The sequence below is a fragment of the Blastococcus sp. SYSU DS1021 genome (assembly GCF_054050995.1).
The window spans coordinates 41,184-55,792 of sequence record NZ_JBJHAL010000010.1 but is presented as its reverse complement, the minus strand read 5'-3'; the positions used below and the strand labels follow the sequence as shown (position 1 = coordinate 55,792).

Genomic DNA, 14,609 nt, shown 5'->3' with positions numbered 1-14,609 from the left:
ATGAGCACCACCTACAACCCGGCCGACCCCTACGCCGGCTCGCGGGAGACCACCGAGGGGCGGGTCTACACCGTCACCGGCGGGGACTGGGACGTCACCCTCGGGGCCGACCCGCACGGCGAGGAGCGCCTCGTCGTCAACATGGGCCCGCAGCACCCGTCCACCCACGGCGTGCTCCGCCTGGTCCTCGACCTGGAGGGCGAGACGGTCACCAAGGCGCGCGTGGTGATCGGCTACCTGCACACCGGTATCGAGAAGAACACCGAGTACCGCAACTGGGTGCAGGGCACGACGTTCGTGACCCGCATGGACTACCTGGCCCCGCTGTTCAACGAGGCCGGCTACTGCATGGCCGTCGAGAAGCTGCTCGGCGTCGAGATCCCGCAGCGCGCGGCCACGATCCGGGTGCTGGTGATGGAGCTGAACCGGATCGCCTCCCACCTGGTGGCGCTGGCCACCTTCGGCATGGAGATGGGTGCCCTCACGGGCATGACCAACGGCTTCCGCGAGCGCGAGATGGTCCTCGACCTGCTCGAGGAGATCACCGGGCTGCGGATGAACCACGCCTACATCCGCCCCGGCGGTCTGGCCCAGGACCTGCCCGAGGGGGCGGTCGAGCACATCCGGGAGTTCCTGGAGGTCTTCCCGAAGCGGGTCGCGGACTTCCACCGGTTGCTCACCGGCCAGCCGATCTGGCAGGCGCGGCTCAAGGACGCCGGGTACCTCGACCTCACCGGCTGCGTCGCCCTCGGCGTCACCGGACCGGTCCTGCGCGCCACCGGGCTGGCCTGGGACCTGCGCAAGGTGGAGCCCTACCTGGGCTACGAGACCTACGACTTCGAGGTCCCCACCGCCGACACCTGCGACGCCTGGGGCCGCTACCTGGTGCGCATGGCCGAGGTGAACGAGTCGCTGAAGCTCATCGCCCAGGCGCTGGACCGGCTGGAGCCCGGCCCGGTGATGGTCGAGGACAAGAAGATCGCCTGGCCCGCCCAGCTCTCCCTGGGGCCCGACGGCATGGGCAACTCGCTGGACCACGTGCGGCACATCATGGGTCAGTCGATGGAGGCCCTGATCCACCACTTCAAGCTGGTCACCGAGGGCTTCCGGGTGCCGGCGGGGCAGGTATACGTGCCCCTCGAGTCCCCCCGCGGCGAGCTCGGCTACCACGTGGTCAGCGACGGCAGCACCCGCCCGTGGCGCGTCCACGTGCGCGACCCCAGTTTCGTGAACCTGCAGGCCACGGCGGCGATGAGCGAGGGCGGCATGATCGCCGACGTCATCGCCGCGATCGCCTCGATCGACCCGGTGATGGGGGGCGTCGACCGATGAGTGCACTGCCAGGCAGTCCCGAGGGCACGGCGGTCACCGGGCTGGACTCCAGCCCGGTCGACGTCGCGTCCCTCGCCGAGACCCCGCCGCTGCCCGAGCAGGCCCGGCTCGAGGCGCGCGAGATCATCGCCCGCTACCCGGTGGCCCGCTCGGCGCTGCTGCCGATGCTGCACCTGGTGCAGAGCTACCAGGGCTACGTCACCCCCGAGGGCGTCGCGCTGTGCGCCGAGGAGCTGGGGCTGACCAAGGCCGAGGTCGGGGCGGTCGCGACCTTCTACACGATGTACAAGCGCCGCCCCACCGGCCGGCATCTGGTCAGCGTCTGCACCAACACGCTCTGCGCCGTGCTGGGCGGGCAGCGGATCATGGACGCGCTGTCGGCCGACCTCGGCGTGCACCACGACGAGACCGCCGCCGACGGCTCGATCACCCTCGAGCACGCCGAGTGCCTCGCCGCCTGCGACTACGCGCCCGTGGTCACCGTGGACTACGAGTTCTACGACCAGCAGGACGTCGACAGCGCCCGCGAGCTGGTCGCGGCGCTGCGCCGGGGGGAGAAGCCGCTGCCGACCCGCGGCGCGCCGCTCACCGACTTCCGCGGCGTCTCCCGCCAGCTGGCGGGCTTCTCCCAGCACCCGGACGCGGCGGCCGCTGCCGCCGCCGTCGACGCGCCGGGGAACTACGAGCCCACCCTGCGCGGGCTGCGGCTGGCCGCCGAACGCGGGGAGGCCGCGCCGCCGATGCGCGGCCCGGAGCCCGAGCCGGCCGACGTCGGCGAGCCGCGGGAGACCGTGCGCCCGTCGGGGAGCACGGGGGAGACCCCGGGCAAGGAGGCGGCGGACGCGCGGGTGGCCGCCGCCGACACCCCGGCCGAGAAGGCCGGCGCCGCGGGCTCGCACCCCGACGCCCCCGAACCGGCCGGCCGGCGGCTGCCCGACGGCCGCGAGGGCACCGACACCCCGGCCGGGCAGGAGCCCGGCACGAGTGGTCAGAGCCCCGCCACCCCACCCCCGGACACCCAGGGGCCCGGCGGCCCGACCCGGACCATCGAGGGCCGCGGCCCGAAGCGGAGGCGATGAACCGTGCCCCTCACCCCTGTCCTCACCAGCCGCTGGGGCGCCGAGCAGTCCTGGCGGCTCGCCACCTACGAGCGGCTCGACGGCTACTCCGCACTCCGCACCGCGCTGTCCATGCTGCCCGACGAGCTGGTCACCCTGGTCAAGGACTCCGGTCTGCGCGGCCGCGGCGGCGCCGGCTTCCCCACCGGCATGAAGTGGAGCTTCATCCCCCAGCCCAAGCCGGGGGAGGAGCCCACCGGGCCCGCGGCGATGCCCAAGTACCTCGTGGTCAACGCCGACGAGGGCGAGCCGGGCACCTGCAAGGACCTGCCGCTGATGATGGCCGACCCGCACTCGCTGATCGAGGGCGTGATCATCTCCTCCTACGCCATCCGGTCGAAGCTGGCCGTCATCTACGTCCGCGGCGAGGCGGTGCACGCGCACCGGCGGCTGCTCAACGCCGTGGGTGAGGCCTACGCCGCCGGCTACCTCGGCACCGACATCCTCGGCTCCGGCTACGACCTGGAGCTGATCGTGCACGCCGGCGCCGGTGCGTACATCTGCGGCGAGGAGACGGCGTTGCTCGACTCGCTCGAGGGCTACCGCGGCCAGCCCCGGCTCAAGCCGCCGTTCCCCGCGGTCGCCGGCCTGTACGGGGCCCCGACGGTCATCAACAACGTCGAGACGCTCGCCAGCGTGCCGTTCGTCGTCCGCGGCGGCGCCGACTGGTTCAAGGCGTTCGGCCCGGAGAAGTCGCCCGGCCCGAAGATCTACTCGCTGTCGGGCCGCGTCGTCCGGCCGGGCCAGTACGAGGCCCCCATGGGCACGACGATGCGCGAGCTGCTCGAGATGGCCGGCGGCATCCGCCCCGGTCACGAGCTGAAGTTCTGGACGCCGGGCGGCTCGTCGACGCCGTACTTCACGCCCGAGCACCTCGACGTCCCGCTGGACTTCGACTCCGTGGCCGCGGCGGGCTCGATGCTCGGCACCACCGCGCTCATGGTGTTCGACGAGACCGACTCGATCGTCGAGGCCACGCTCCGGTTCACCGAGTTCTACGCGCACGAGAGCTGCGGCAAGTGCACCCCCTGCCGGGAGGGCACCTACTGGCTGGTGCAGATCCTCGAGCGGATCGCGCACGGGCGGGGGACCGCCCAGGACCTCGACATCCTGGTCGACACCTGCGACAACATCCTGGGCCGGTCGTTCTGCGCGCTCGGAGACGGCGCGACCAGCTGCATCACCAGTTCGCTCAAGTACTTCAAGGACGACTACGTCGCCCTGCTGCCGCCCGAGGAGCAGGCCCGGCTCGGCCGCTCCCTCCGCCTCGAGCCGGTCGGAGCCGCGTCATGACGCTCACGCCCACCAACCCGCCACCCGCACCCGCGGTGCCGCCGGGCGCCCCCGGCCCGCACACCCCGCCGGACGCCGTCCGCTGCACGATCGACGGGTTCGAGGTCGCCGTGCCGAAGGGGACGCTGATCATCCGCGCCGCGGAGCAGGTCGGTGTCTTCATCCCGCGGTTCTGCGACCACCCGCTGCTCGAGCCGGTCGGCGCCTGCCGGCAGTGCCTGGTCGAGGTCGAGGGGCAGCGCAAGCCGGTCGCCTCGTGCACCATGCCGGTCACCGAGGGCATGGAGGTCCACACCCAGCTCACCAGCCCGGTCGCGGACAAGGCGCAGCAGGGCACCATGGAGCTGCTCCTGATCAACCACCCGCTCGACTGCCCGACCTGCGACAAGGGCGGCGAGTGCCCGCTGCAGAACCAGGCGATGAGCAACGGCCGCGCCGAGAGCCGGTTCGTCGACGAGAAGCGGACCTACCCCAAGCCGCTGCCGATCAGCAGCCAGGTGCTGCTGGACCGGGAGCGCTGCGTCCTCTGCGCCCGCTGCACCCGCTTCTCCCAGCAGGTCGCCGGCGACCCGTTCATCGAGCTGTTCGAGCGCGGCGCGCTGGAGCAGGTGGCGATCTACGAGGACGAGCCGTTCGAGTCCTACTTCTCCGGCAACACCACCCAGATCTGCCCGGTGGGGGCGCTGACCAGCGCCCAGTACCGGTTCCGTGCCCGGCCCTTCGACCTGCGCAGCGAGGACAGCGTCTGCGAGCACTGCGCCTCGGGCTGCGCCATGCGCACCGACTACCGGCGCGGCAAGATCACCCGCCGCCAGGCCGGCGACGACCCGGCGGTCAACGAGGAGTGGACCTGCGACAAGGGCCGCTACGCGTTCCGCTACGCCAGCGCCAACGCCCGGCTGACCAGCCCGCTGGTGCGCGGCGCCGACGGGGAGCTGCAGCCGGCGTCCTGGCCCGAGGCGTGGGCCGCGGCCGCCGCCGGCCTGCTCCGGGCCCGCGCCGAGGGCGGTGTCGGCGTGCTGCCCGGCGGCCGGCTCACCCTCGAGGACGCCTACGCGTGGGCCACGTTCGCCCGCGTGGCGCTGGGCACCAACGACGTCGACGCCCGTGCCCGCGCGCACTCCGCCGAGGAGCTGGAGTTCCTGGCGAGCACGATCGCCGGCACCGGCCCGGTGACCGGTGCGGTCACCTACGCCGACGTCGGCGAGGCGCCCGCCGTCCTCCTGGCCGGCCTCGAGCCGGAGGAGGAGTCCCCGATCCTCTTCCTGCGGCTGCGCCGCGCGGTGCGCACCCGCAAGCTGCCGGTCTTCGACCTCGCGCCGTTCGCCACCCGGGCCGCCGCGAAGCTGGAGGCCACGGTGCTCACCACGGTCCCCGGGGCGGAGGCGCGGTCGCTGCTCGCGCTCGCCGAGGGCACCTGGGGCGGGCCCGCGGTGGAGGCGCTGCGGAAGCCGGGCGCCGTCGTCCTCGCCGGGGAGCGGCTGGCCGAGGTTCCCGGCGCGTTCTCCGCCCTGCTCGCCCTCTCCCGGGCCACCGGGGCCCGGCTCGCCTGGGTGCCCCGCCGCGCCGGCGAACGCGGCGCCGTCGAGGCCGGGGCGCTGCCGAACCTGCTCCCCGGTGGCCGGACCGTCGACGACGACGTCGCCCGCGCCGAGGTGGCCGCGGTCTGGGGCGTCGACCCCGGCGCCGTGCCCGCCGCCCCGGGGCGGGACACCACCGGCATCCTCACCGCGGCGCGCAGCGGCCGGCTGCCCGGCCTGCTGGTCGGCGGCGTCGACCCGGCCGACCTGCCCGACCCCGCCCTGGCGCTGGCGGCCCTCGACGCGGCGGCCTTCGTGGTCAGCCTGGAGATGTTCCCCAGCGCGGTCACCGAGCGCGCCGACGTCGTCCTGCCGGTCGCGGCCGCACCGGAGAAGGCGGGCAGCTACCTGGACTGGGAGGGCCGGCTGCGGTCCTTCGACGCGACGCTGCACGGCTCCGGGCAGCTGCCCGACGGCCGTGTCCTGCACGGCCTGGCCGACGCGATGGACGCCGACCTGCGGCTGCCCGCTCCCGAGGTGGCGCGGTCCGCGCTCTCCGCGCTGGGGGCCCGCCGGTCCGCCGTGACCGCCTCCGGGCCCGACGTCGCCCCGCCGGCCGCCCCGCTGCTCCGGGACGACGAGGCGGTCCTGGCGTCCTGGCGGCAGCTGCTCGACGTCGGCACCCTGCAGCGCGACGAGCCCGAGCTCGCCGGCACCGCCCGCCGCCCGGTCGCCCGCATCGGCACCGGCACGGCCGCCCGCCTCGGCCTGGCCGACGGCGACCGGCTCACCGTCAGCGGGCCCACCGGTTCGATCAGCCTGCCGGTGGTGGTCACCGCCATGCCCGACCAGGTGGTGTGGCTGCCGATGCGCTCGCCCGGCAGCGAGATCCGTTCCGCGCTGGGCGCCGGGCCCGGCGCGGTCGTGCGGCTGGCCCGCACGTCGGCCGTCGCCGGGGAGGTCGTGCGATGAACCTGTGGGCCGCGCCCGACCAGCCGACGCTGGCGGACTTCGGGCACGACGTCTGGTGGATCGTGCTCATCAAGATCGTCGGCGTCTTCGCCGTGCTGGTCGCGATGACGCTGTTCGCGATCGTGTTCGAGCGCAAGGTCGTCGCGCGGATGCAGCAGCGGATCGGGCCGAACACGGTCGGCCCGCGCGGCTACCTGCAGAGCCTCGCCGACGGGCTCAAGCTGGCGTTCAAGGAAGACATCATGCCGGCGATGGCCGACAAGCCGGTGTACTTCCTGGCTCCGGTGATCGCCACCGTCCCGGCGTTCGTCGCCTTCTCGGTGATCCCGATGGGCCCGGTCGTGAGCATCTTCGGCGAGCAGACGCCGCTCCAGCTCACCGACGCCCCGATCGGGGTGCTGATCATCCTGGCGATGTCCGCCATGGGCATCTACGGGATCGTGCTGGGGGGCTGGGCCTCCGGCTCCACCTACCCGCTGCTGGGCAGCATGCGCAGCGCGGCGCAGATGATCAGCTACGAGATCGCGATGGGGCTGTCCATCGTGGCGGTGTTCCTCTACGCCGGCACGATGTCCACCTCGGAGATCGTCGCCGCCCAGGCCGACGGCACCCAGCTCTCCTTCTTCGGCTGGGAGTTCACCGGTCCCAGCTGGTACGCCGTCCTGCTGCCGGTGTCCTTCGTGCTCTACGCGATCGCCGTCGTGGGGGAGACCAACCGGGCACCCTTCGACCTCCCCGAGGCCGAGAGCGAGCTCGTCGGCGGCTTCCACACCGAGTACTCGTCGCTGAAGTTCGCCCTGTTCTTCCTCGCCGAGTACATCAACATGGTCACCGTCTCGGCGCTCGCCGCGACGCTGTTCCTGGGCGGCTGGCGCGCGCCGTGGCCGATCTCCATCTGGGACGGCGCGAACACCGGCTGGTGGCCGCTGCTGTGGTTCTTCCTCAAGGTCGTCGCCGCCCTGTTCGTCTTCATCTGGCTGCGCGGCACGCTTCCCCGGCTGCGCTACGACCAGTTCATGCGCTTCGGGTGGAAGGTGCTCGTCCCGGTCGCGCTGGTCTGGATCCTGATCGTGGCGACGATGCGCACCGTCTCCCGGGAGACCGACCTCTCCACCGGCGAGGTGGCGGTCTACGTCGGGGTCCCGGCGGCGCTGCTGGTGCTCGCCGCGCTCTGGCTCGGCGGCCGCTCCGCGCAGCAGGACACCCGGCTCGCCGCCGCCGAGGCCGCGGCCGGCTCCAACCACCCGACCCGGGCCGAACCGGAGGTGCTGCCGCCGGCCGGGGCGCGCCGCCGGCCCGCCGGTGGCCCCGGCCGCGCCGAGGGCGGGTTCCCCGTCCCGCCGATGGACCTGCAGGTGCCGCCGTCGCCCCGGCTGCGGCGCCAGTCCACCACCACCGCCGACGCGGCCCCGGTCGTCAGCACCGGGCGGCGCGGCACCGCCACCGTCGAGGAGGAGCGCGATGCCTGACCGCGACGAGCGGGAGACCCCCGCGCACGGCAAGCCCGGCGAGCAGGACATGGTCCGGCGGTCCCGCGGGGAGGTGGAGCACTCCGCGGCGGGCGGGCGCAACCGGCCCGCCGTCCGGGACAGCCTCCTGCCCGCCGCGGTCCAGGGTTTCGGGGTCACCTTCGCCCAGATCTTCCGGACCGTGACCACCGAGCAGTACCCGTACGAGCCGAAGGTGACCAAGCCGCGCTACCACGGCCGCCATGTGCTCAACCGGCATCCCGACGGGCTGGAGAAGTGCGTCGGCTGCGAGCTGTGCGCCTGGGCCTGCCCGGCCGACGCCATCTACGTCGAGGGTGGCGACAACACCGAGGACGAGCGCTACTCGCCCGGTGAGCGGTACGGCGCGGTCTACCAGATCAACTACCTGCGCTGCATCTTCTGCGGGCTGTGCATCGAGGCCTGCCCCACGCGGTCGCTGACGATGAGCAACGACTTCGAGCTCGCCGACGACAACCGGCGCGACCTGATCTACACCAAGGAACAGCTGATGGCCCCCCTGCTGCCCGGCATGGAGGCCACCCCGCACCCGATGCGGCTCGGCGACGACGAGAAGGACTACTACGTGCGCGAACCGGAGCCCCGGCCGTGACCCCGGACACCGCCGGCGTCGTCATCGGCACCGGCGAGGCCGTCGTCTTCTGGATCCTCGGCCCCGTCGCGCTGGCCGGGGCGCTGGGCATGGTGTTCAGCCGGAACGCGGTGCACTCCGCGCTCTGGCTGGTCCTGACGATGCTGTCGCTGGGGGTCTTCTACGTCGTCCAGGAGGCGCCGTTCCTCGGGGCGGCGCAGATCATCGTCTACACCGGCGCAATCATGATCCTGTTCCTCTTCGTGCTCATGCTCGTGGGCCGCGACTCCTCCGACTCGGTCGTGGAGACGCTCCGCGGCCAGCGGGTGGCGGCCACGCTGTTCGGCGTCGGATTCGCCGCGATCGCGGGGGCCGGCATCGCGCGGGCGACCCGGGACCTGCCGGTCGCCGGGCTCGAGGCGGTGCAGGGCGGGGCGGGCGGCGCTGCGTCGGGCAACGTCGAGGCGATCGCCGGCCTGCTGTACTCGCGGTACCTGGTGGCGTTCGAGGTCACCGGCGGGCTGCTGATCGTCGCGGCCGTCGGCGCCCTGGTCTTCACCCAGATGGAGCGGACCCCGGGCAGCCGCACGGGCCAGCGGGAGCTCTCCCGGGCGCGCTTCCTCACCGACCGGCCGCAGACGCTGCCGGGACCCGGGGTCTACGCCCGCGCCCACTCGGTGGCCGCGCCCGGGCTGCTGCCCGACGGCCGCTACGCCGAGGACACGCTCGCCACCGGCATCGAGGCGCAGGAGATCGATCAGATGCCCCGTCCCACCGGCCGGGAGCAGCTCGGGTCACCCGACGCCGCCCTCGGGTCGATGGATCCCACCGTCAGCGACGTGCCCGGAGGGCGGGACCGGTGAGCCTGAGCCACTACCTCGTGCTCGCCGCGATCCTGTTCACCATCGGCGCGGTCGGCGTGCTCGTGCGGCGCAACGCGATCGTCGTGTTCATGTGCGTGGAGCTGATGCTCAACGCCGTCAACCTGACGCTGATCACCTTCGCCCGGTCCACCGGCACCGTCGACGGCCAGATCATCGCGCTGTTCGTCATGGTCGTCGCGGCCGCCGAGGTGGTCGTCGGGCTCGCGATCATCATGTCGATCTACCGGACCCGGCGGTCCGCCTCGATCGACGACGCCAACCTCCTCAAGTACTGACGCGCGGGACGGGGACTTCTGTGTCTGAGACGCTGCCCGCGGACGGGCTGCTGGGCTGGTCCTGGCTGCTGATAGCGCTGCCCCTGCTGGGGGCCGCGGTGCTGCTGCTGGGTGGCCGCCGCACCGACCGCTGGGGCCACCTGCTGGGGACGGCGACCGTCGGCGCGGCGTTCGTGCTGGCGGTGCTGTGCACGGTGCAGCTGGCCGGGCTGGACGAGCGCGCCGTCGACGTGGAGCTGTTCACCTTCATCGCCACCGGCGGGCTGGACGTCACCGCGGGGCTGCTCTACGACCCCCTGTCGGCGGTCTTCGTCCTGCTGATCACCGGCGTCGGCTCGCTGATCCACGTCTACTCGATCGGCTACATGGCGCACGACGCCGGACGCCGCCGGTTCTTCGCCTACCTCAACCTCTTCGTCGCGGCCATGCTGCTGCTGGTCCTGGGCAACAGCTTCGTGGCGCTCTACGTGGGCTGGGAGGGCGTCGGGCTGGCGTCGTACCTGCTCATCGCCTTCTGGTACACCCGCCCGGCCGCGGCCACCGCGGCGAAGAAGGCCTTCATCATGAACCGGGTCGGCGACGTCGGCCTGGCCCTGGCGATCTTCGTGATGTTCGCCCAGCTCGGGACGACCTCCTACGCCGGCGTCTTCGGGACGGTGGGCACCCTGGCGGGCGGGACGATCACCGCGATCGGCCTGCTCCTCCTGCTGGGTGCCTGCGGCAAGTCCGGCCAGTTCCCGCTGCAGGCGTGGCTGCCCGACGCCATGGAGGGCCCCACCCCGGTCTCGGCGCTGATCCACGCGGCCACGATGGTCACCGCGGGCGTCTACCTCATCGCCCGGTCGGCCCCCATCTACGACCTGACGCCCACCGCGCGGGCGGTGGTGCTGGCGATCGGCGCGCTCACCCTGCTGATCGGGGCGGTCGCCGGCTGCGCCTACGACGACATCAAGAAGGTGCTGGCCTGGTCGACGGTCAGCCAGATCGGCTACATGTTCCTGGCCGTCGGGCTCGGGCCCGCCGGCTACGTCGCCGGCCTGGCGCACCTGCTCGCGCACGGGTTCTTCAAGGCCGGGCTGTTCCTCGGCGCCGGCTCGGTCATGCACGCGATGCGCGACTCGGTGGACATGCGGCGCTTCGGCGGCCTGTGGAACAAGCTGCCGGTCACCTTCGTCACCTTCGGGCTGGGCTACCTCGCGCTCATCGGGTTCCCGTTCCTCTCCGGCTACTTCACCAAGGACGCGATCATCGAGGCCGCGCTGGACCGGGACGACGTCTGGGGCTGGGTGCTCGGCGGGGTCGCCGTGCTGGGCGCGGGGCTCACCGCCTTCTACATGACCCGGCTGATGCTCATGACCTTCTTCGGCCGGCCCCGCTGGGAGGAGGGCGTCCACCCGCACGAGGCGCCCCCGGTGATGACCGCGCCGATGGTGGTGCTCGCCGTCGGCTCGGTCGCCGCCGGTGGCCTGCTGGTGTCGGTGTTCCCCCTGTCGGGCTGGCTGGAGCCGGTCTTCGGCGAGCCGGCGGAGGCCGCCCACGTGGTGGCCCCGGCGGTCATCGGCCTGGTGGTGACGGTCGTGATGCTGCTCGGCGTGCTGGTGGCCTGGCTGTTCGTCGGCCGCCGCGAGGTGCCGGTGACCGCGCCGGTCCGGGTCTCCCCGGTCACCCGCGCGGCCCGCAACGGCCTCTACGCCGACGCGGTGAACGAGTCGCTGTTCATGCGGCCGGGGCAGTGGCTCACCCGCGCCCTGGTCTGGCTCGACAACCGCGGCGTCGACGGCGCCGTCAACGGCCTGGCCGCGGGCCTGGGCGGCTCGTCGTCCCGGCTGGGCCGGCTGCAGACCGGCTTCGTGCGCAGCTACGCCCTCGGCATGCTCGGCGGCGCCGTCGTGGTCGCGGGCGCGCTGCTGGCGGTGACGTCCGGATGAGCGGGCCGTCCCGCGGAAGCGAACACATGGTCTCGAGCGCCGACCGGTGCCCCGGAAAGGACGTGCTGCGGTGAGCGACTTCCCCTGGCTGCTGGCGATGATCGCCGTGCCGGCCGTCGGAGCCGCGGCGGTGGCCGCCCTGCCGCGCGGGCGCGACCTGCTCGCCAAGCAGGTGACCCTCGCCGTCAGCCTGGTCGTGCTGGTGCTGGCCGTGCTCACGACGCTCGCGTTCGACGCCGGCGGCCCGCGGTTCCAGCTGACGACGGCGGTCTCCTGGATCCCCGACTTCGGGTCGGAGTTCGCGCTGGGGGTCGACGGCATCGCCCTGGTGATGGTGCTGCTCGTCGGCGTCCTGGTGCCCCTGGTGGTCGCCGCCTCCTGGCACGAGGCCGACGGCGGCCGCCGCCCGGTGCGGGTCTTCTTCGCCTGGCTGCTGCTGCTCGAGGCGATGATGGTCGGCGTCTTCGTCGCCACCGACGTGCTGCTGTTCTACGTCTTCTTCGAGGCGATGCTCGTCCCGATGTACTTCCTGATCGGCAGCTTCGGCGGGCCGCGCCGGCAGTACGCGGCGGTCAAGTTCTTCGTCTACAGCCTGGTCGGCGGGCTGGTGATGCTCGCCTCGGTCATCGGCCTGTACGTGGTCAGCAGCGGCGCGCTCGGCGAGGGGACCTTCGCGTTCGACGCGCTCCGGCAGCTCGACATCGACCCCGACGTCCAGCGGTTGCTGTTCCTCGGCTTCTTCGTCGCCTTCGCCATCAAGGCGCCGCTGGTGCCCTTCCACACCTGGCTGCCCGACTCCGGTGCCGAGGCCCCGATCGGCGGGGCGGTGCTGCTGGTCGGCGTCCTGGACAAGGTCGGCACCTTCGGCTTCCTGCGCTACTGCCTGCCGCTGTTCCCCGACGCGTCGCGGGAGTTCGCCCCGTTCGTGCTGGTACTGGCGGTGGTCGGCATCCTCTACGCGGCGCTGCTGGCGATGGGCCAGAGCGACATGAAGCGGCTGGTCTCCTACACCTCGATCTCGCACTTCGGCTTCATCGCGCTGGGCATCTTCGCCTTCACCACCGAGGCCGGCACCGGCGCGGTGCTCTACATGGTCAACCACGGCCTGGCGACCGGGCTGCTGTTCCTCGTCGTCGGCATGCTCATCGCCCGTGGGGGCTCCCGCCGGATCGCCGACTACGGCGGCGTCGCCGCGAAGGCCCCGCTGCTGGCCGGCGCCTTCCTGGTGGCCGGGCTCGCGTCGCTGGCCCTGCCGGGCACCAACAGCTTCGTCAGCGAGTTCCTCGTGCTGATCGGCTCGTTCCCCGAGCGGCCGGTGTTCACGGTGCTGGCGACGGTCGGCATCGTCCTGGCGGCGCTCTACGTGCTGCTCATGTACCAGCGCACCATGCACGGCCCGCCCCGTGGCGTGCTGCTGCAGGAGGACCCCGCCGAACCGGTGGCGGTCGGTGGGGGAGCCACCGCCACGCTGACCGCCCCGCGGACCGCCCCGCGCCGCTCCCTGCGGGTGCTCGACCTCGACCGGCGCGAGCTGGCCGTCGTCGTGCCGCTGGTGGCGCTGATCATCGGCCTGGGTGTGTACCCGCAGCCGCTGATCGACCTGATCGAACCGGCCGTCGTCGCCACCCTGGGTGACCTGGGCGCCTCCGGAGGGACCGACCGATGATCGAGGCACCCGACCTCTCCTGGGCCGCGCTGGCCCCGCTGCTGGTCGTGTTCGGCGCGGCGTGCGCCGGGATCCTGGTGGAGGCCTTCGTGCCGCGGGACCGGCGCCACGCGGCCCAGGTGGCGCTCGCGCTGGTCGGCACCGTCGGCGCCCTCCTCGCCGTCCTGATCGTCGCCTGGGCCCGCGAGCCCGAGGTCACCGCCGGTGGCGCGCTGGCGGTCGACGACCCGGCGCTCTTCCTGCAGGCGACCATCGCCGGCCTGGGTGCGCTGTCGGTCCTGCTGTTCGCCGAGCGCGCGCTCGACCCGGCGCGGTCGGCGTTCGTCGTCAGCGCCGCCGTCCCCGCGGGCAGCCCGCGCGACCGGGAGCTGGCCACGGTGCCCCGGGTGCAGACCGAGGTCTACCCGCTGGCCACCTTCGCGCTCGGCGGCATGATGCTGTTCGTCGCGGCGAACGACCTGCTGGTCATGTTCGTGGCGCTGGAGGTGCTCAGCCTGCCGCTGTACCTGATCAGCGGGATGGCCCGGCGGCGCCGGCTGCTCTCCCAGGAGGCGGCGGTCAAGTACTTCCTGCTGGGCGCCTTCGCCTCGGCCTTCTTCCTGTACGGCCTGGCGCTGGTCTACGGCGCGGTCGGCAGCGTCCGGCTCAGCGACATCCGGGACGTCGCGACCGTGGACGGCGGCGGTGTCCTGCTGGTCCTGGGCCTGGCGCTGCTGGTCGTCGGCCTGCTCTTCAAGGCCAGCGTGGCGCCGTTCCACGCCTGGACGCCCGACGTCTACCAGGGCGCCCCGACGCCGGTCACCGCCTTCATGGCGGCCTGCACCAAGGTTGCGGCCTTCGGCGCGATCCTGCGCCTGCTCTACGTCGCGTTCGGCCCCGTGGAGTGGACCTGGCGGCCGCTGATCTACGCCGCGGCCATCGTCTCCATGGTCGTGGGCGCGATCCTCGGGCTGACCCAGACCGACCTCAAGCGCATGCTCGCCTACTCCTCGGTGGCGCACGCAGGCTTCCTGCTCACCGGCGTCATCGGCCTCGGCGCCGACGGCGGCGGCTCCGGCCTGTCCGCCACGATGTTCTACCTGCTGGCCTACGGCATCACCACGCTCGGCGCCTTCGCCGTCCTGACCCTCGTGCGGGACGGCGACGGCGAGGCGAGCCACCTGTCGCAGTGGGCGGGGCTGGGCGCGCGCTCCCCGGTCACGGCCGCGATCATGACCCTTTTCCTGCTGGCGCTGGCCGGGATCCCGCTCACCGCCGGGTTCACCGGCAAGTTCGCGGTGTTCCGCGCCGCGATCGAGCAGGGCGCCTGGCCGCTGGCGCTGGTGGCGCTGCTGGCCAGCGCGGTGGCGGCCTTCTTCTACCTCCGGGTCATCGTGCTCATGTACTTCTCCGAGCCGGTCGTCGACGGCCCGACGGTGGGGGTGCCCGGGCTCCCGACGACGATCGTGCTCGCGGTGACCGCGGCCGTGACCCTCGCGCTCGGCGTCCTGCCCGGGGCGGTGCTCGACCTCGCCGAGCAGGCGGCTAGATTCGTCGGTTGAT

Annotated in this window: 11 protein-coding genes; all 11 read left to right on the top strand. The window is 73.1% G+C overall.

The genetic code is table 11. The features are described from left to right. Entirely contained in the window at positions 1–1,332 is a 1,332-nt protein-coding gene (locus ACI8AP_RS09575; protein WP_456589106.1) for an NADH-quinone oxidoreductase subunit D, read from the top strand. Then, positions 1,329–2,411, top strand: coding sequence for an NADH-quinone oxidoreductase subunit NuoE (gene nuoE, locus ACI8AP_RS09570; protein WP_456589105.1), 1,083 nt, complete (start codon positions 1,329–1,331; stop codon positions 2,409–2,411). The genes ACI8AP_RS09575 and nuoE overlap by 4 nt, the downstream gene beginning before the upstream one ends. A gap of 3 nt (positions 2,412–2,414) precedes the next feature. Beyond that, a complete protein-coding gene (nuoF, locus tag ACI8AP_RS09565) occupies positions 2,415–3,743 on the top strand; it encodes an NADH-quinone oxidoreductase subunit NuoF (RefSeq protein WP_456589104.1) in 1,329 nt (442 codons plus the stop codon). Beyond that, positions 3,740–6,235 carry an NADH-quinone oxidoreductase subunit G gene (locus tag ACI8AP_RS09560; RefSeq protein WP_456589103.1) on the top strand — a complete coding sequence of 832 codons (2,496 nt, stop codon included), beginning with the start codon at positions 3,740–3,742 and terminating at the stop codon, positions 6,233–6,235. Before nuoF ends, ACI8AP_RS09560 begins: the two co-directional genes overlap by 4 nt. Continuing rightward, the gene (gene nuoH / locus ACI8AP_RS09555; protein WP_456589102.1) at positions 6,232–7,704 is read left to right on the top strand and encodes an NADH-quinone oxidoreductase subunit NuoH; all 1,473 of its coding nucleotides are present in this window, start codon (positions 6,232–6,234) and stop codon (positions 7,702–7,704) included. The genes ACI8AP_RS09560 and nuoH overlap by 4 nt, the downstream gene beginning before the upstream one ends. Beyond that, entirely contained in the window at positions 7,697–8,335 is a 639-nt protein-coding gene (nuoI, locus tag ACI8AP_RS09550) for an NADH-quinone oxidoreductase subunit NuoI (RefSeq protein WP_456589101.1), read from the top strand. The genes nuoH and nuoI overlap by 8 nt, the downstream gene beginning before the upstream one ends. Next, the gene (locus tag ACI8AP_RS09545; RefSeq protein WP_456589100.1) at positions 8,332–9,177 is read left to right on the top strand and encodes an NADH-quinone oxidoreductase subunit J; all 846 of its coding nucleotides are present in this window, start codon (positions 8,332–8,334) and stop codon (positions 9,175–9,177) included. The genes nuoI and ACI8AP_RS09545 overlap by 4 nt, the downstream gene beginning before the upstream one ends. Next, complete coding sequence (gene nuoK, locus ACI8AP_RS09540; protein ID WP_091931090.1) at positions 9,174–9,473, top strand: NADH-quinone oxidoreductase subunit NuoK; 300 nt, start codon at positions 9,174–9,176, stop codon at positions 9,471–9,473. The genes ACI8AP_RS09545 and nuoK overlap by 4 nt, the downstream gene beginning before the upstream one ends. Positions 9,474–9,493: 20 nt before the next feature. Then, entirely contained in the window at positions 9,494–11,401 is a 1,908-nt protein-coding gene (nuoL, locus tag ACI8AP_RS09535) for an NADH-quinone oxidoreductase subunit L (protein WP_456589099.1), read from the top strand. Between the two features lie 70 nt (positions 11,402–11,471). Continuing rightward, on the top strand, positions 11,472–13,067 hold the full coding sequence (locus ACI8AP_RS09530; RefSeq protein WP_456589098.1) for an NADH-quinone oxidoreductase subunit M: 1,596 nt from the start codon (positions 11,472–11,474) through the stop codon (positions 13,065–13,067). After that, a complete protein-coding gene (gene nuoN, locus ACI8AP_RS09525; RefSeq protein ID WP_456589097.1) occupies positions 13,064–14,608 on the top strand; it encodes an NADH-quinone oxidoreductase subunit NuoN in 1,545 nt (514 codons plus the stop codon). Before ACI8AP_RS09530 ends, nuoN begins: the two co-directional genes overlap by 4 nt. Position 14,609: the final 1 nt, after the last annotated feature.